The sequence below is a fragment of the Rhizobium sophorae genome (assembly GCF_013087515.1).
GTDB classification, from domain to species: Bacteria; Pseudomonadota; Alphaproteobacteria; order Rhizobiales; family Rhizobiaceae; genus Rhizobium; species Rhizobium sophorae.
The window spans coordinates 138,557-154,864 of record NZ_JABFCN010000001.1 but is presented as its reverse complement, the minus strand read 5'-3'; the positions used below and the strand labels follow the sequence as shown (position 1 = coordinate 154,864).

Annotated in this window: 16 protein-coding genes; 8 read left to right on the top strand and 8 right to left on the bottom strand. The window is 61.8% G+C overall.

The window, feature by feature from the left end:
* Positions 1-954: a sulfate adenylyltransferase subunit CysD gene (gene cysD, locus G9X64_RS00785; RefSeq protein ID WP_003546395.1), complete on the bottom strand. Its 954-nt coding sequence runs from the start codon at positions 952-954 to the stop codon at positions 1-3.
* 132 nt (positions 955-1,086) lie between these two features.
* On the bottom strand, positions 1,087-1,827 hold the full coding sequence (locus tag G9X64_RS00780; protein ID WP_171375760.1) for a phosphoadenylyl-sulfate reductase: 741 nt from the start codon (positions 1,825-1,827) through the stop codon (positions 1,087-1,089).
* 420 nt (positions 1,828-2,247) lie between these two features.
* On the opposite strand from G9X64_RS00780, the gene G9X64_RS00775 reads away from it, so the two are divergent.
* From G9X64_RS00775 to G9X64_RS00765, 3 genes are all read left to right on the top strand, one after another.
* Positions 2,248-2,694: an RrF2 family transcriptional regulator gene (locus tag G9X64_RS00775; protein ID WP_003546399.1), complete on the top strand. Its 447-nt coding sequence runs from the start codon at positions 2,248-2,250 to the stop codon at positions 2,692-2,694.
* 233 nt (positions 2,695-2,927) lie between these two features.
* Positions 2,928-3,287 (top strand): DUF6152 family protein, encoded by a 360-nt coding sequence (locus G9X64_RS00770; protein WP_168312496.1) that lies wholly within the window; start codon positions 2,928-2,930, stop codon positions 3,285-3,287.
* Between the two features lie 19 nt (positions 3,288-3,306).
* The gene (locus G9X64_RS00765) at positions 3,307-3,780 is read left to right on the top strand and encodes a DUF6644 family protein (RefSeq protein ID WP_171375759.1); all 474 of its coding nucleotides are present in this window, start codon (positions 3,307-3,309) and stop codon (positions 3,778-3,780) included.
* A gap of 15 nt (positions 3,781-3,795) precedes the next feature.
* Here the strand turns inward: G9X64_RS00765 and betA are convergent, their stop codons facing one another.
* The 3 genes from betA to betI all read right to left on the bottom strand — a co-directional run bounded on the left by betA (position 3,796) and on the right by betI (position 7,795).
* Positions 3,796-5,445 (bottom strand): choline dehydrogenase, encoded by a 1,650-nt coding sequence (gene betA / locus G9X64_RS00760; protein WP_168312446.1) that lies wholly within the window; start codon positions 5,443-5,445, stop codon positions 3,796-3,798.
* Between the two features lie 215 nt (positions 5,446-5,660).
* The gene (gene betB, locus G9X64_RS00755) at positions 5,661-7,124 is read right to left on the bottom strand and encodes a betaine-aldehyde dehydrogenase (RefSeq protein WP_168312447.1); all 1,464 of its coding nucleotides are present in this window, start codon (positions 7,122-7,124) and stop codon (positions 5,661-5,663) included.
* Positions 7,121-7,795 (bottom strand): transcriptional regulator BetI, encoded by a 675-nt coding sequence (gene betI / locus G9X64_RS00750; RefSeq protein ID WP_168312448.1) that lies wholly within the window; start codon positions 7,793-7,795, stop codon positions 7,121-7,123. Before betI ends, betB begins: the two co-directional genes overlap by 4 nt.
* 138 nt (positions 7,796-7,933) lie before the next feature.
* On the opposite strand from betI, the gene G9X64_RS00745 reads away from it, so the two are divergent.
* The 4 genes from G9X64_RS00745 (at position 7,934) to G9X64_RS00730 (ending at position 12,031) form a co-directional block, all read left to right on the top strand.
* A complete protein-coding gene (locus tag G9X64_RS00745; protein WP_168312449.1) occupies positions 7,934-8,482 on the top strand; it encodes an HdeD family acid-resistance protein in 549 nt (182 codons plus the stop codon).
* A 193-nt stretch (positions 8,483-8,675) separates the two neighbouring features.
* Positions 8,676-8,915 (top strand): ribbon-helix-helix domain-containing protein, encoded by a 240-nt coding sequence (locus G9X64_RS00740; protein WP_168312450.1) that lies wholly within the window; start codon positions 8,676-8,678, stop codon positions 8,913-8,915.
* 113 nt (positions 8,916-9,028) lie between these two features.
* Entirely contained in the window at positions 9,029-10,906 is a 1,878-nt protein-coding gene (locus tag G9X64_RS00735; RefSeq protein ID WP_168312451.1) for a GGDEF domain-containing protein, read from the top strand.
* Positions 10,907-11,032: 126 nt separating this feature from the next.
* On the top strand, positions 11,033-12,031 hold the full coding sequence (locus G9X64_RS00730) for an NAD(P)H-quinone oxidoreductase (protein ID WP_168312452.1): 999 nt from the start codon (positions 11,033-11,035) through the stop codon (positions 12,029-12,031).
* A gap of 69 nt (positions 12,032-12,100) precedes the next feature.
* Here G9X64_RS00730 and G9X64_RS00725 read toward each other — a convergent pair whose 3' ends face one another.
* On the bottom strand, positions 12,101-13,540 hold the full coding sequence (locus G9X64_RS00725) for an MFS transporter (RefSeq protein ID WP_168312453.1): 1,440 nt from the start codon (positions 13,538-13,540) through the stop codon (positions 12,101-12,103).
* A 100-nt stretch (positions 13,541-13,640) separates the two neighbouring features.
* Between G9X64_RS00725 and G9X64_RS00720 the strand changes: the two genes are divergently transcribed.
* A complete protein-coding gene (locus G9X64_RS00720; protein WP_168312454.1) occupies positions 13,641-14,264 on the top strand; it encodes a helix-turn-helix transcriptional regulator in 624 nt (207 codons plus the stop codon).
* Here the strand turns inward: G9X64_RS00720 and G9X64_RS00715 are convergent.
* Entirely contained in the window at positions 14,251-15,489 is a 1,239-nt protein-coding gene (locus G9X64_RS00715; RefSeq protein WP_168312455.1) for an MFS transporter, read from the bottom strand. The two genes, G9X64_RS00720 and G9X64_RS00715, sit on opposite strands and share 14 nt — an antisense overlap.
* A 187-nt stretch (positions 15,490-15,676) precedes the next feature.
* A complete protein-coding gene (locus G9X64_RS00710) occupies positions 15,677-16,084 on the bottom strand; it encodes a hypothetical protein (RefSeq protein ID WP_168312456.1) in 408 nt (135 codons plus the stop codon).
* Positions 16,085-16,308 lie beyond the last annotated feature (224 nt).

The following is a 16,308-nucleotide window of genomic DNA, read 5'->3' as shown; positions in this document are numbered from 1 at the left end:
TCAGAAATATCCTTCACGCTTCTTCTTTTCCATGGAGCCGGACTGGTCGCGATCGATGGCGCGGCCCTGGCGTTCGGACACCGTTGCAATTTCGAGTTCGGCAATCACCTCTTCGAGGGTGGTCGCCTGTGAGCGGATGGCGCCGGTCAGCGGGAAGTCGCCGAGGGTGCGGAAGCGGATCATGCCTTCCTGGCGGACTTCGCCGGGCAGCAGTTCCAGGCGCGGATCCTCGGCCAGGATCATCATCCCGTCGCGCTCCACGAACGGCCGCTTCTTGGCGTAATAGAGCGGCACCAGCGGAATGTCCTCGGCCTGGATGTAGCGCCAGATATCGACCTCCGTCCAGTTCGACAGCGGGAAGGCGCGCACGCTCTCGCCCTTGCGGATCATGCCGTTATAGATGTTCCAGAGTTCCGGCCGCTGGTTGCGCGGATCCCAGCGATGGTCGGGCGTGCGGAAGGAATAGATCCGCTCCTTGGCGCGGCTGGCTTCCTCATCGCGCCGCGCACCGCCGAATGCGGCATCGAACTGGCCGGCATCGAGCGCCTGACGCAGCCCCTCGGTCTTCATGATGTCGGTGAAGGCGGCCGATCCATGCGTGAACGGCGTGATGTTTTCGGCCTTGCCGCGCGGATTGATGTGTTCGATGAGATCGAGATCGTATTTCTTCGCGGTCTCATCGCGGAAGGCGATCATCTCGGAAAATTTCCAGCCGGTGTTCACATGCAACAGCGGGAAGGGCACGCGGCCGGGATAGAAGGCCTTGCGCGCCAGATGCAGCAACACCGAGGAATCCTTGCCGATCGAATAGAGCATGACTGGACGCTCGAATTCGGCCGCAACCTCGCGGAAGATGTGGATGGATTCATTTTCCAGCGCTTTCAGATGCGGGTCGAGCGGCGCCTTGGCGCTCTGCGGATTGCTGAGTTCCGTATCCGGACGGCTATCGGGCATGTCTTACTCCAGGCTATCGGTCGTTGCGGTTCACCGCAAAACAATTCCTTGATGTTGGCTTTCCCCGGGAATGTTGACTTTCCCAAGGCTGCGGCGGTTGCCGCGCCCTGATTGGGAAAGCCGTGGGGTGATTTACTGTGCGGCGATCGCTGCGGCCTCTTCGGCGACATGCAGGCCGCATTCGCGCGTCTCGTCCTGCTCCCACCACCAGCGGCCGGCGCGTTCCGGCTCGCCGGGCTTGATCGCCCGCGTGCAGGGTTCGCAGCCGATAGAGGGATAACCGCGGGCGTGCAGCGGATTGACCGGCACGCCATTTGCGGAAACGAAGGTCTTGATCGCCTCCAGGTCCCAATCGGCGAGCGGATTGACCTTCAGCAGATGTCGTTCGGCGTCATATTCGGCAAAGGGCGTTTCGGCGCGGTTGGCCGATTGGCCGCGGCGCAGACCGGTGATCCAGATCGCAGCACCTTCAAGGGCACGCGCAAGCGGCTTCAGCTTGCGCACGCCGCAACAGGCATGCCGGGCCTCGACGCTCTCGTAGAAACCGTTGAGGCCGTATTGCGCCGCATAGGCGTCAATATCGGCCTTTTCGGGCTCGAAACGATGGATATGGATGTCATACTGGCTTTCGGTCTCTTCGATCAGCGACAGCGTCTCGGCAAACAGCCGGCCTGTCTGCAGCGTCGCGATATCGATCGGCAGGCGGTGCGTGCCGATCTCGGCGGTGATCACCTGGTCCTCGATGCCGAGTGACGTCGTGAACACCACGCGGCCGCCGAGGCCGGAGACCAGCGATAGCCGTCCGGCGAGATCAAGGCTCGCCAGTCGGTCGTTCAGCGCTTCGGCCTCTGCAATGGGATTGTTAACAGTCATGAGAATCCTGTCCTTTGTTGACGGGAGTATCGCAGTTCGCGCATGGATCGGACAGAAAAAGGGATTTCGAAAGCTGCGGCCGGAGGAGCAAATATCTCTCCGAAGCTGCCGCGATGCAGAAAAGCAGCCGCCTGCGGACGAAAATCCACATCGGCAGCTCGAATGTCTATAGAAATAGTAGAGTTACACGCAGCCTGTCAATCCGAAATCTGAAGTGATGCCGAAAATGGTGCAGAAGGCGTGGTTTTGGCATAGATTAAGAGAGCTTGGCCGAGGGCGAAAAACAAGGCCAAAACGCTTGTCTCTCAAGGCTTTCTCTGGCGCGTTCAAATTCCGTTCATGCTGGTTGTGCCATAGAGGCAAAAGTACTTCCGTAGCAGTGCGGAGATTCGCACTGCCTGTGTGTGTCGATGGTCAAAAATGATTACGCAAAAGGCGAAATATGCGCTGCGGGCGCTCACGGTCTTGGCTGATGCCGATGCCGACGAACCGGTGATGATTTCCGATATCGCGGCGCAGCAGAAGATCCCGAAAAAGTTCCTCGAACAGATCCTGCTCGACCTGAAACATCACGGCGTCGTCGCCAGCCGTCGCGGCAAGCAGGGCGGTTATCTCCTGCTGAAGCCCGCCCACACCATTACCTTCGGCGAGATCCTTCGTATCATCGACGGCCCGATCGCGCCGCTTCCGTGCCTGTCGATCACCGCCTACCGCCGGTGCGACGATTGCGACGGCGAACAGAACTGCCAGATCCGCCACGTCTTCGCCAAGGTCGCCGACGCCACCCGCAAGGTGCTGTTCTCCACCACCATCGCCGATGCCATCGCACCAAAGCACAGCGCCGAAGTCACTCGGTTGCTGGCGTAAGGTCAGGCTTCAGTTGCCGCCCGCCTCCTTCAAGATTTGGTGAAATCCCTTTTCTTCCAGCCGGTATGCTCCACCTGCCTGTCCAATTGGGTAGGGAGGACATCATGTCTATGATTTCAGCACAGCGGCTAGAGCAATTCCAGCAAAAGTCCATAGCGGTTTTGCGTCCGGAATCGCGTGAATACAACGAGATAGAGCATTTCCGTGGTTCGAAGAAAAACGGAAATGCTCTAGTGGCGGCGGCCATACTCTCGGCGTCCCTCGCGACAGGCGCGGCGGCCCATCACGGCTGGTCGTGGGCCGAGGCGGATCAGATCGAACTGCGCGGCACCATCGAGAAGATCGCCATGGGCGGACCGCATCCGACGCTCGATGTTGCCACCGCCGATGATGGCGTCTGGCTCGTCGAACTCGGCAATCCGCGCCAGACGGAACGCTCCGGTTTCGTCGAAGGTGTGGCCAAGCCCGGCGATAAGGTCGTGGCGCTTGGAAACCGTTCGCAGGATCCAAAGGAGAAGCGGCTGAAGGCCGTGCGCCTCACCATCGGCGAAAAGCGCTACGATATCTATCCCGACCGCATCCGGACGAACTGACCCCCGGGCGAACCGAGCTGTGATCGACATTCTCGAATGGCTGTCAGCCACGGCACCTGCGGTCGCGCTCCGGCGCTCCGGAACACTCTACATGTTCATCAACGCCGCCCATATCCTGGCGATCGGGCTACTCATCGGCGCCATCCTGCCGCTCGATCTGAGGCTCGCCGGTTTCTTCCGTAAGGTGCCGGTTGAGATCCTCGCGCCGTTTCTGTCGCGCGCCGCCGGCGTCGGCCTGGTCGCGGCTATTGTCACCGGCTTCTGCCTGTTCAGCGTCCGGGCGGTCGAATATGCCGGCAATCCTGCTTTCCTCGCCAAGCTTTGCCTGGTCGCCCTCGGCCTTCTCAACCTGTCGATCGTGCATCTCGGGCGAGGGTGGAAAATGGTGCTTTCCCTAGGCATCGTCCAGCCTGGCCTGCGCTTCGCCGCCGCCCTGTCGGCCGTGTTGTGGATCGCCGCCGTCATAGCCGGACGGTGGATCGGTTTTTTCTGAAACCGGATAACCGGCTCATCGATCGCTGACGGCCGCGCGCGGATTGACCCACGGCTCCTGGTTCGAGCGTGCCAGCGGCTGCTTGCCGAGGATATGGTCGGCCGCCTTCTCTCCGGTCATGATCGATGGTCCGTTCAGGTTGCCATAGGTGACGTGCGGGAAGATCGAGCTGTCGGCGACGCGCAAGGCCTCGACGCCGATCACCCGCGTTTGCGGATCGACCACCGCCATCGGATCGTCCTTGGCGCCCATCCGGCAGGTGCCGCAGGGGTGGTAGGCGCTTTCCAAATGTTCGCGCAGGAAGGCGTCGATCTCTTCGTCGCTTTGCACGCTTTCGCCCGGCTGGATCTCCGGTCCGCGATAGTCGTTGAAGGCGCTCTGCCCGAAGATCTCGCGGGTGAGGCGCACGCAGTGGCGGAATTTCTCCCAATCCTCGGCATGGCTCATATAGTTGAAGCGCAACACCGGATCGGCCTTGGGGTCGGCGGAGCGCAAGCTGACGCTGCCGCGCGATTTCGACAGGTTGTAGCCGACATGAACCTGGAAGCCGTGGCTCTTCGCCGCCGCCTTGCCGTCATAACTGATCGCCACCGGCAGGAAATGATACTGGATGTCAGGTTGCTTCAGCCCCGGCGCCGAGCGCAGGAAGGCGCAGGCCTCGAATTGGTTGGAGGCGCCGAGCCCGCCGCGCGAGAGCAGCCATTGTGCGCCGGCCACCCCCTGCCAGAACCACGGCAGCCAGGAATAGAGCGACACCGGCTTGGTGCTCACCTGCTGGAAGTAGAATTCCATATGGTCCTGCAGGTTGGCGCCGACGCCCGGCCGGTCGGCCTTCACCGTAATGCCCATATCCTGCAGATGTTGGCCGGGACCGATGCCCGACAGCATCAAGAGCTTCGGCGAATTGAAGGAGGAGGCCGAGACGATCACCTCGCGGTTCGCCTTCACCACTTCTATTCTGCCGTTGCGTTCGATCTCGACGCCGGTCGCCCGCCCGTCCTCGATCACGATCCTCTGCGCAAAGCCGTAGACGATCTTGACATTGTCCCGCTTCAGCGCCGGTTTCAGATAGGCATTGGCGGCAGACCAGCGGCGGCCGCCGAAGATGGTCTGCTCCATCAGACCGAAGCCTTCCTGCTTGCTGCCGTTATAATCTTCCGTCGTCTCGAAGCCCGCTTGTTTGCCAGCCTCGACGAAGGCTTGGAAGAGCGGATTGGTGAAGCCGCCGCGCTGGACATGTAGCGGCCCGTCGGTGCCGCGCCAGCCTTCTTCGCCGCCATGCGAATGTTCCATCCGCTTGAAATAGGGAAGCACATCGGCATAGGCCCAGCCGCTGGCGCCGAGCTCCTCCCAGCGGTTGAAATCCTCGGCATGACCGCGCACATAGACCATGCCGTTGATCGAGGAGGAGCCGCCGATCACCTTGCCGCGCGGCGCGGTGATGCGCCGGTTGTTGAGGTTCGCCTCCGGCTCGGACAGATAACCCCAGTTATATCGCTTCATGCTCATCGGCCAGGCAAGCGCCGCCGGCATCTGGATGAACGGCCCGAAATCGCTGCCACCCGCCTCGATGACGACGACACTGTTCTTGCCGTCTTCCGACAAGCGGTAGGCGAGGGCGGAGCCGGCGGAGCCCGAGCCGATGATGACGAAATCTGCTTGCATAGTCTTGTTCCCTCGAGCTGCCATCATCCGGCTGCTTCTTGTTTTCCCAGAGCCTGCCCCTTATCCGCCTGCCGGCACCTTCTCCCCGCTCGCGGGAGAAGGGGGTATGTCGCACCGGCCTCCTCAACCTCGACGCTCCGTTTGGCACGTCGCCTCTCCCCGTTTTTACGGGGAGAGGGTTAGGGTGAGGGGCAGAGGCAGGGGCAAATGTTTTCTCAATAAGGCGCCACCACCGGCCCCATGCCGACATAAACCGTCTTCAGCTCGGAATAATGCTCCAGCGCGGCCAGCGAATTCTCGCGGCCGAAGCCGGATTGTTTCGAGCCGCCGAAGGGGATTTCCACCGGGCAGAGATTATAGGTGTTGATCCAGAGCGTGCCGGCTTCCAGCCGGTCGACGACGCGGTGGGCGCGGGTGAGGTCGGCGGTGAAGACGCCGCCGGAAAGGCCGAATTCGCTGGCATTGGCGCGCGCGATCACCTCCTCCTCGGCGTCGAAATCGAGTACGCACATGACCGGCCCGAAGATCTCCTCGCGGGCGATGGTCATGTCGTCGGTGACATCGGCAAACACCGTCGGCTGCACATAATAGCCTTCGCCGGAGACATTGTTCGGAATGCCGCCGCCGGCAATCAGCGTTGCGCCCTCGGCCTTGCCCTTCTCGATGTAGGAGATCACCTTCTCGCGCTGTGACCAGGAGACCATCGGCCCGACCTGCGTCGCTTCGTCCATCGGATCGCCGATCAGCATCGCCTCGGTGCGGACCTTCAGCCGCTTGAGGAATTCCTCCTTGACCGCCTTCTGCACGAAGACGCGTGTGCCGTTCGAGCAGACCTGGCCGGTCGAATAGAAATTGCCGAGCATCGCACCGCCGACCGCCGAATCGAGATCGGCGTCGTCGAAGACGATGAGCGGCGACTTGCCGCCGAGCTCCATCGTCACATGCTTGAGGTTGCCGGCAGCCGCCGCCGCCACCCTGCGCCCGGTCGGCACCGAGCCGGTCAGCGACACCTTGGCGACATCGGGATGGTTGACGAGCAGCGGCCCGGTATCGCGGTCGCCCTGGATCACATTGAAGAGCCCCTTCGGCAGTCCCGCCTCATGCAGGATCTCGGCGATCTTCAGCGCGCCGAGCGGCGTGTTCTCCGACGGTTTGAATACCATGGCATTGCCGCAGACAAGCGCCGGCGCAGCTTTCCAGCAGGCGATCTGCTGCGGATAGTTCCAGGCGCCGATGCCGGCGCAGACGCCGAGCGGCACCCGCTTGGTATAGGCAAAATCCTGGCCGAGCGGGATCTGCGAGCCGTTGAGGCCGGCCGGCGCAATGCCGCCGAAGAATTCGAAGGCATCCGCACCCGAGGTCGGGTCGGCGACAACAGTCTCCTGGATCGGCTTGCCGGTATCGAGCGTTTCCAGTTCGGAAAGCGCCCGGTTTCTCTCGCGCATGATGTCGGCTGCCCGTCTCAGGATGCGCCCGCGCGCCATCGGGCTCATCGCCGCCCATTCCGGCTGGGCGCGTTTGGCCGCCGCAATCGCCTTTTCGACGATCGCAGGCGTTGCCGCATGCAGCCGGGCGATCACCTCGCCGGTCGCGGGATAGAGGCTCTCGATGACGGTGCCGTCAGTATCCTCGACATATTCGCCGTCGATGAAGTGCGAGGCTTTCGGCTGGGCTTTCATGTCATTTGTCCCTTGAGTGGTTCGATATGGTCGTCCCTTCTCCCCTCGGGAAGAAGGTGGCCCGCAGGGCCGGATGAGGGGGCTGAAATCTCGGCCTTGCCCAATTGCGTCGTCAGATAATCCTCGGTCAGCGCGATCGAGGCTTCAATGCCGATCGGCGCCGATTTCAGACTTTGCCTGATATAGAGCCCGTCGATCATCGCCGCAGCGCCCTCGGCGATGCGTTCTGCGGCGTCGGCGGGCAGCAGCGCCTTGAGGTCGGCCAGCAGATTGGAGCGCAGCCGCCTGGCATAGATCACCAGGAAGCGGCGCGTCTCTTCAGAGCGCTGCGCTTCGGCGTAAAAGGCAAGCCAGGCGGCAATCGTCTCCGATGCGAACTGGTCGGCGTGGAAGCTGACGCGGATGACGGCCGAAAGCCGTTCCCGCGGCGTCCTGGCGGCCTTGAGTGCCGCCACCGTATCGCTGCGCAATTGTCGAAGAAGCGAGCGGATCGTCTCGATCAGCAATTGATCCTTGCTGCCGAAATAATGATGCGCCAGGGCCGGCGATACGCCGGCCCGGCGGGCGATGTCGGACATGGTGACAGCAAGCGAGCCGTGATCGCCGATCACCCGCAGCGCCGCATCGACAAGCGCCTTGCGGCGCACCGGCTCCATTCCGACCTTCGGCAACAAACCACTCCTTGAAATCAGCGGCAGGTTATTTTTGATTGACTGATCAATCAATAAAAATCTTTGCTGATTTGCTCGGATGCAGATCTTTCCCTGCCGAATTGCTGCAACATATTCGAATCTGTCAGGAGGTGCGTCATGGCCGATGTCTTTGAGGGAACGCCGAGATCTTCGCTGCAGTCGAAATGGATCTGGTTTACCGGCCTCGGCGTGCTGCTGCTCGTCTGCGGCCTGATCGCGCTCGGCAATCTGATGCTCGCCACCGTCGTCTCGGTCTATTATGTCGGCATGCTGATGCTGTTCGGCGGCGTGATCTATCTCGTCCATGCCTTCCAGGTGCGCGGCTGGGATCACGTGCTTTTCTGGATACTGAGCGGCCTGCTCTATGTGCTTGCCGGCATCTGCGCCTTCATCAATCCGATCCTGACCTCGGCGGCGCTGACGCTGTTTCTGTCGCTGGCGCTCGTCGTCGCCGGCGTCTTTCGCACCTGGGTCGGCATGCGCATGAAGCCCACCAAGGGCTGGCGCTGGATCGTCGCAAGCGGCGTCATCACCGCCCTTGCGGGTTTCGTCATCGCGCTCGGCTGGCCGGTGAACAGCCTCTGGATCCTCGGCCTGTTCCTGGCCGCCGATCTCATCGTCCAGGGCTCGACGTTGATCGCCTTCGGCCTCGGCATCCGCAGCTGAGGAGAGCAGCCGTTCATTTTTTGACAAGACTATGACAGGGGATTAGACTGAAGGGGTTAGAGGCCGGTCCCACGCAAGCGAACGGCCCGAGTGCGAATGCACCAAGGCACCGGCGAGATCGCCGAGAATGCTGAAAATGGTCATGCGTCCCCCAGAGGCAGGGTTCTGCCTGATCAGAAAAGGGAGGAAGTTCATGCCGATGGTCACCGTTTCCATCTCTCCGCAACAGGCAGCGGGCATCCGCGCCGCTGTCGACAATGGCGGCTACGCCTCGAGCAGTGAGGTTGTCCGCGAGGCTCTGCGCCTCTGGGATACCACCCGCAAGCTCAATGAGTTCCGGGACGATGTTCTTGACGACGGCGCTCCATCCGGCGGCAGATGCGTCGCCGACATGTTCGCCGATCACGAGGCGGAGCGCCGTCGCTCCGCCTGAATAAGCGTTTGATTGCATTTGAAAAATTGAATAGACGCGGAACGCGTGCAAGACCCTTGCGCGTTTCATAAAACTTTCACATTGGCGAAAGAGTTCATTGACCCTTCTGCGGCATGTTCCGGATGAAAAAGAACAAGTCACAGTGGAGATCAGCCACAATGAAGACCGGCCACGTGAAGACTGGGGTGTCCTTGGCTGCCACCGTCGCGCCGGATGTCCTGCGGCGTTACGCCAGCGATCAGATCGTAACCCTTGCCAAGCTCGTGGTCGAGAATGCCTTCCAGCCGATCGTCGAGGCCGGCACCGGCACGGTCTTCGGCTACGAATCCCTGATGCGCGGCCAGGAGCGCATCGGCTACGAAACGCCCATCGACATCCTCGACGAGGCTCACCAGGCCGGCCAGCTGCTGCAGCTCGAACAGATGGTCGCCAGCCGCGCGCTCGCCAAATTCGCGACGCTGTCGAATTTCTCCACTTCGACGCTGTTCCTCAATCTCGACGTCCGGCTCATTCCGCATGGCGAACACCTGGTCGAGAGCCTGCTGCAGCATTTGCGGAAGGCTAATATTCCGCCATCCTCCGTCTGCTTCGAATTCTCCGAGCGTTTCGACAATACCAGCGTGCCGGAATTTTCCGGCCTCGTTTCCAGGCTGCGCAAGGCCGGTTTCAAACTGGCGATAGACGATTTCGGCGTCGGCCACGGCGAGATGAAGCTGCTCTGCGATTATGCCGTCGATTATCTCAAAATCGACCGCCATTTCGTCGCCGAGATCGACCGCAGCCCGCGCAAGCGCCATCTGTTGAAGAGCATCGTCAACATCGCCCATGTGCTCGGCACGCGCGTCATCGCCGAAGGCATCGAGACCGAGGCCGAATTCATCGCCTGCCGCGAATATGGCGTCGACCTCGTCCAGGGCTGGTTCATCTCCCGCCCGACGACGCATATATCGGAGCTGGCGCCGTCCTTTCCGCATCTGCAAGAGCTCGGCAAGAGCAAGCGTGGCAGCCAGTCGCTCGATGAAATCCTCATCCGCAAGCAGATCGAGATGCTGCCGACGGTCTACGAGAACGACAGCATCGACAGCGTCTTCGAACTCTTCCGGCGCAATCCGCGCCAGGCCTTCTTTCCCGTCCTCAACGCCAATGACGAGCCGCGCGGCATCATCCACGAGCATCACCTGAAGGAATATATCTACCAGCCCTTCGGCCGGGATCTCCTGAAGAACAAGATGTATGAGCGCAGCATTTCGCATTTCGTCGAGATGGCGCCGATCGTCGGCCTCGACAGCGACGCCGAGCAGCTGATGGCGATCTTCGCCAATATGGAAGGCAGCAACTGCTTGATCCTGACCGACAATATGCGCTATGCCGGCGTCGTCTCCGCCGCTTCGCTGATCAAGGTCATCAACGAGAAACAGCTGAAGACCGCGCAGGACCAGAACCCGCTGACCGGCCTGCCGGGCAATCGCGCCATCCGCGATTTCATGCGTCAGTCCGGCCGCGACGGCGATGAGCTCCGCCACTTCTGCTATTGCGACTTCGACAATTTCAAGCCGTTCAACGATGCCTATGGCTTCCATCTCGGCGACCATGCGATCTCGCTGTTTGCCGCGCTGATGCGCCGCTATTTCTTCGCCGAGCGCCATTTCCTCGGCCATGTCGGCGGCGACGATTTCTTCATCGGCGTCGTCGGCTGGACCAAGGAAGAGCTGACGGAGATTCTCGACCGGCTGATCAGTGATTTCCATGACGATGTGCGGGATTTCTATTCCGATGAGGATCGCGCCGCCGGCCGCATCCTCGGTCACGATCGCACCGGTGCGGAAGCTTTGTTCCCGCTGATGCGCTGCTCGATCGGCGTCATCGAACTGCCGGAAGGCCTCGTCATCGACGATATAAACCGCGTCAGCGCCGAAATCGCCATCATCAAGTCGGCCGCTAAGGATAGCGACGAAGGCCTGGTCTTCCATCTGCTGGGCGAGGCGAATTGACGCCTCTGCCACATCAAGCCTTCCCAAGCCCGCGGGGCTGATTTACTTCCTGTGCTTTAGACAAAAAGCGAGAGCGGTTCCGCCCACTTCCACCAAAAGCTGAACCGCTCCAGGGAGGAGTCGGTTATGCCATTGCCTCAGGATATGCGTTTCGTCGATCTGCCGTCTTTCGGCGGGCCGGAGGTGATGACGATCGGCAGGCGTCCTCTGCCCGTGCCCGGCGACGGAGAGGTCTTGGTGCGTGCCGAGGCGATCGGCGTCAACAGGCCCGATATTGCCCAGCGCCAGGGCAGCTATCCCCCGCCCAAGGGTGCGAGCCCGATCCTCGGCTTGGAGCTTGCAGGCGAAATTGTCGCCGTCGGCCCCGGCGTCAGCGGCTATGGCGTCGGCGATAAGGTCTGCGGGCTCGCCAATGGCGGCGCCTATGCCGAATATTGCCTGCTGCCGGCAGGCCAGATCCTGCCCTTTCCCAAAGGTTATGATGCGGTGAAGGCGGCAGCTTTGCCTGAAACCTTCTTCACCGTCTGGGCCAATCTCTTCCAGATGGCCGGGCTGACGGAAGGCGAGACGGTGCTGATCCATGGCGGTTCCAGCGGCATCGGCACGACGGCGATCCAGCTCGCCCGTGCCTTCGGCGCTGAAGTCTACGCAACGGCGGGTTCGAAGGAGAAATGCGCGGCCTGTGAAAAGCTTGGCGCCAAACGCGCGATCAATTACAGGAGCGAGGATTTCGCCGAGGTGATCAAGGCCGAGACCGGCCACGGCGTCGATATCATCCTTGACATGATCGGCGCCTCCTATTTCGAGCGCAACATTACCTCGCTGGCCAAAGATGGCTGCTTGTCGATCATCGCCTTCCTCGGCGGCGCGCTCGCCGAAAAGGTCAATCTCTCGCCGATCATGGTCAAGCGTCTGACGGTCACCGGCTCGACCATGCGGCCGCGCACGGCGGAAGAAAAACGCGCCATCCGCGACGACCTGCTCTCCGAGGTCTGGCCGCTGCTGGAAGCCGGCACCGTCGCCCCCGTCATCCACAAGGTCTTTGCCTTCGAAGAGGTCGTCGAAGCCCACCGGCTGCTGGAAGACGGCAGCCATGTCGGCAAGATCATGCTGCGCGTTGGCTAGAGCAATTCCCTGCAAAAGCGCGAAGCGCTTTTGCAGGGAATTGCGCCAAAACAAAGAGATAGGGCGCTCTTAGTGCGTCCTATCGGACGCGCGGCGCGGTAATGTCAGCGACACGCCGACAGCGAGAACACCGGGCAGCGCCATCAGCAGATAGAGCCAGTGCGCTGCCGACAGCGCGCCTGATATGCCGCCGGGATCGACGAGGCCGGCGCCATTGGCGATGACGCCGGCAAAGGCGGCTCCGAACGCCCCACCGAGCGAACTCATTGTCGGGATCGCGGCAGAAGCCTTGTCCTTCTCGTTGTCGGCCACGAGCCTCAAAACCATGGCGACGAGATGCGCCCAGCCGAGACCGATACCGAAGCCCATCATGAACATGCCGATCGCCGCCGGCACGATGAGGAGCGTATGCCCCTCGGGATTGTCCTTGGCGAGGAAGAGGGCGAGGCAAGCGGTCGCCGCCGCCTCGATGAGGGCGCCAATGACGATTGCCCAATAGGCTCGGCCGCCGGTCCAAGAGCCGCTGAGGAAGGCGGCCAAGGTCCAGCCGAGGGCGACGAGCGCCACGAGATAACCCGAGACGATCGCTGGCACCCCATGCAGGGTCTGCAGGAAATAGGGAATGAAGACGTCGCTGACGAGAACGACAGTCACGGCGAGCATCGCCAGGTAAACCCGTGAAATCGGCTGGGAAAGACTGACGGCGCCGGAGGGCAGCAGGCGGTTCGGGCTTCGGCCCTCGATGACGATCATGCCGGCGACCGCGACGACCGAAGCGGCGATCAGCGCGACCTTCGTGGCTGTGGCCTCGATCGCGCCGGCCGCACTCACCATCAGGACGGCGGCAAGCAGCAGCCCGATCTGGGCGACCGGCGTCTTTGCCTGCTCGCGGTCATCCTCGACGTCGGGCAACAGCCGTGGCGCCAGGAACGCCATCAGCAGGCCGAGCGGCACCAGCACGATGAAAGCATAGCGCCAGGCGTGGCCGGATGAAAAGAAGCCGCCGAGCGTCGGCCCGATGACGGTCGAGACCCCCCAGATTGCCGCATAGAGGGTCGATGCCTTCGGCCATAGCGGCTCGGGATAGACGAAGCGGATGAAGGCATAGCCGAGCGCGGCAAGTGCGCCTGTTCCGAGACCCTGCACTGCGCGTCCGATCAGCACCACCGGCATCGACGGTGCGGCTGCGGCAATCAGGCTGCCGGCGCCGAAGACCAGTGCCGCGATCACATAGACGGATCGAAGCCCGATACCGCGCGGCCGCATGGCGACGAAGATCGAGCCGAGCACGGCAGCGGCGACGAACAGGCTGGTGACCCAGGAAAACAACGCGAGGCCGCCGATATCGCGTACGATCGAAGGTGCGATCGTCGCCATGATGTAACTCTCCACAGCGTAAAGCGTTACGCCGCCGGCCAGCATCAGCGTTGCCGGCAGGTGCTCGGGCAGGAAGAGGCGGAAGACGGAGCTGGCGCTGGGAATGACTGCTGTCTGGTCGATATTCGACATGGGAGGACCCCGAGATTTTACTGGCGAAGGATTATTTCCCAAGTTATAAATTGGAAAATTACACGCCGCCTCGAATTAAACAAGACTTTACTTGGAAAAAATGCGCCAGTCCCCAGCCAATCGCATCCTGATCCTGATTAAGACCGACGGGCCGCAGCTCGCCACCGCGATCGGCGATACGCTCGGCATATCGGGCGAGGCCGCCCGCCAGCAGCTGTCGAAGATGGCGGAGGAGGGGCTGGTGGAACCGGTCACCGTTGCTGCTGCCGGCCGTGGTCGGCCGCGCCAGCTCTGGCACCTCACGGCCAGCGGCAACCGTCAGTTCCCGGATGGCCATGCCGAACTGACGGCAAACCTCCTCGGCACGCTCGTCGAACAGCTCGGCCCCGCAGCGCTCGATACGGTCATTTCCGCCCGCGAAGCCGAGACGCTGCAGCGCTACCGGCAGGAGCTCAGCCAGGCGCATGACCTTGCCTCGCGCGTCGAGGCCCTTGCTGGCATCCGCACCCGCGAGGGCTATATGGCCGATCACTGGCAGGAGCCGGACGGATCCTTCATGCTGGTCGAAAACCACTGCCCGATCTGTGCGGCCGCCACCGCCTGCGCCGGCTTCTGCCGCTCCGAACTCGAAACCTTCCGCGCCGTCCTCGACGCCGAGGTCGAGCGCAGCGAACACATCCTCGCCGGCGCCCGTCGCTGCGCCTATCGCATCACGCCGGGTTGACGCCTTTCGATCGGAACGTCGCACGTCGCGCCTGCCGCCTGCTGCTTTCGAGATAGAGCAGCACTCCGATCGATGCGAGACCCGCGGTCGCGCCGACGAAGGCCGTGCCGGAATAATCGGTGATCGCGGTGCCGAAGGCGAAGAGGCCGGCGCTGACGCCAACCCCAATGAACGTGTTCAGCGAGATCAGCGAGGTTCCAAGCCCCGGCCGGTCCGCGATCAGGTCCTGCAGATAGGTGATCGGCACGCTGAGGATCGCTGCCGCCCCGCAGGCATTGAAAAGGAGCAGTGCATAGACGTGCCAGGGTGCGGAAGCAAAGCCGAGCAGCAGCAGATAGACGCAATAGATCAGCGCGCCGAAGGCGAGCACATGCGCGCTTCGGAAGCGGCGCTGCGCAAAACCCCACATCATCATGAACGGCATCTCGAGCAAAGCCGTCAAACCGGCCATGAAGCCGACATCGACCACGGTGCCGCCGGCCGCATGGATGATGATCAGCGGCAGGAGCATGGCGTTCAGCCGCTGCAGCCCGAATAGCATCGCCATGACGATAACGCGCGACAGCACATGCGGCACGAAAATCCGTTTCAGCGAAGCAAAGAAGCCGACTGGATCGGGGGCAGGGCCGCCGGCGCCATTTCCGGGTGCGAAGAAGAAATACAGGCAGAAGCAGGTGCAGCTTGCCAATGCCGCGATCCCATAGGCCGGCGTCATCGATGGCGAACTGACGAGATAGAGGCCGATCAACCCCGGCGCCAGCGCCCATGAGCCGGAAAAGAGCGCCCGCACCGTCGCGGTGATCGCCGCCCCCTGGCCACGGTCCATCTGGTTGGTCCTGGCGCGCAGGCTGGCAAACAGCAGCGAATAGGTGGAATTGCTCATCGGCACCAGCAACAGCGTTGAGAAGATGAAGACCACGGGGCTATGAATGAGCGCGATCGACCCGAAGCCGAGCATGCCGGCGACGGAAAGTCCCAGCACCAGCGGCCGGCGCTCCTTCAGCCTGTCCGACCAGATGCCAAGCGTCAGGCTCGTGGTAACGTTGACGATCGCCGAGAAGAACACCAGTGCCGAATAGGCGCCGTTGCTCAAGCCGAGTTCATTGATCCCGATGATCGACTGATAGGGCGCGGTCGACGCATAGGTGAAGGCGAGCGCGACGAGGGTCACGCTGGGAATGCGGATCCTGTTGTCGCGAAGGATCAAGGAAAAGGTGGATGACATGAGAGCGGTTCCTGATGCACCACTCTTAGTCGCATCTGACCCATCAGAGAAACGATAGTTTTCGATCGCTTCGGTCAATTTATGTGATGAATATTTGGACGATGTGATCGCCGTCTGAGCCCGCGGCGAGGCTGAGCGCCTGGCTCGCCAGGTAAATGCTCGCCGTGCTCATGGCCGATTGACTCTATCAATCTTCTGCCCTTAGTGCTCGCCGGGGTTGATCAATTGGATGGGGACAATGAAATTTCGCTTTATTGGCGCTGTTGCGCTTTCTTTCGCCGTTGCCGGTTGCAGCAGCGTTGGCCCTGACGGTCGGCCGCTCGTTCAACACTTCTTTCGGGATCTTGTGATGAGGGGATGTGGTTTCCAGATGACATGGGAATCGGCGAGACAAGCCACAGATACTTTTAAGCCAGTTATACCGACTGACAGAGAACGCATGACTGACAGAGGCCTCATGAGGGCTGCGATTGCAATTTGCGGCAAGGCGAAACCCGGAAATAAGAGCAAAGCCATCGAAGTCCAGGTTCCTGACAGTGGCGGTGTCCTGCGGAAAATCGTTGTCGAAAGAGAATAGAAAAGCGCAGGCGCTCACCCCACCTTCCGTCTTCCTCGGGCTTGTCCCGAGGACCCACGCTGACCTCCACCAGCAGCGGGCATGGATCCTCGGCTCAAGGCCGAGGATGACGGAATGTGCGGTGACGTCTCCGCCAAACTCACCGCAGGCGCGCCAGGTGCTCCATCAGGCAGGCACTCGCGCGGCCGCCTAACCCTTGCAAAGCGTCAACCCCGTTGGCTTTCGCCGCGTGACGCGTTATG

What these genes read in the sequence shown, in the direction of transcription:
- cysD (WP_003546395.1), bottom strand. Translation starts at nt 954, where the DNA reads ATGCCCGATAGCCGTCCGGATACGGAACTCAGCAATCCGCAGAGCGCC.
- G9X64_RS00780 (WP_171375760.1), bottom strand. Translation starts at nt 1,827, where the DNA reads ATGACTGTTAACAATCCCATTGCAGAGGCCGAAGCGCTGAACGACCGA.
- G9X64_RS00775 (WP_003546399.1), top strand. Translation starts at nt 2,248, where the DNA reads ATGATTACGCAAAAGGCGAAATATGCGCTGCGGGCGCTCACGGTCTTG.
- betA (WP_168312446.1), bottom strand. Translation starts at nt 5,445, where the DNA reads ATGCAAGCAGATTTCGTCATCATCGGCTCGGGCTCCGCCGGCTCCGCC.
- betB (WP_168312447.1), bottom strand. Translation starts at nt 7,124, where the DNA reads ATGAAAGCCCAGCCGAAAGCCTCGCACTTCATCGACGGCGAATATGTC.
- G9X64_RS00745 (WP_168312449.1), top strand. Translation starts at nt 7,934, where the DNA reads ATGGCCGATGTCTTTGAGGGAACGCCGAGATCTTCGCTGCAGTCGAAA.
- G9X64_RS00740 (WP_168312450.1), top strand. Translation starts at nt 8,676, where the DNA reads ATGCCGATGGTCACCGTTTCCATCTCTCCGCAACAGGCAGCGGGCATC.
- G9X64_RS00735 (WP_168312451.1), top strand. Translation starts at nt 9,029, where the DNA reads ATGTTCCGGATGAAAAAGAACAAGTCACAGTGGAGATCAGCCACAATG.
- G9X64_RS00730 (WP_168312452.1), top strand. Translation starts at nt 11,033, where the DNA reads ATGCCATTGCCTCAGGATATGCGTTTCGTCGATCTGCCGTCTTTCGGC.
- G9X64_RS00725 (WP_168312453.1), bottom strand. Translation starts at nt 13,540, where the DNA reads ATGTCGAATATCGACCAGACAGCAGTCATTCCCAGCGCCAGCTCCGTC.
- G9X64_RS00720 (WP_168312454.1), top strand. Translation starts at nt 13,641, where the DNA reads ATGCGCCAGTCCCCAGCCAATCGCATCCTGATCCTGATTAAGACCGAC.
- G9X64_RS00715 (WP_168312455.1), bottom strand. Translation starts at nt 15,489, where the DNA reads ATGTCATCCACCTTTTCCTTGATCCTTCGCGACAACAGGATCCGCATT.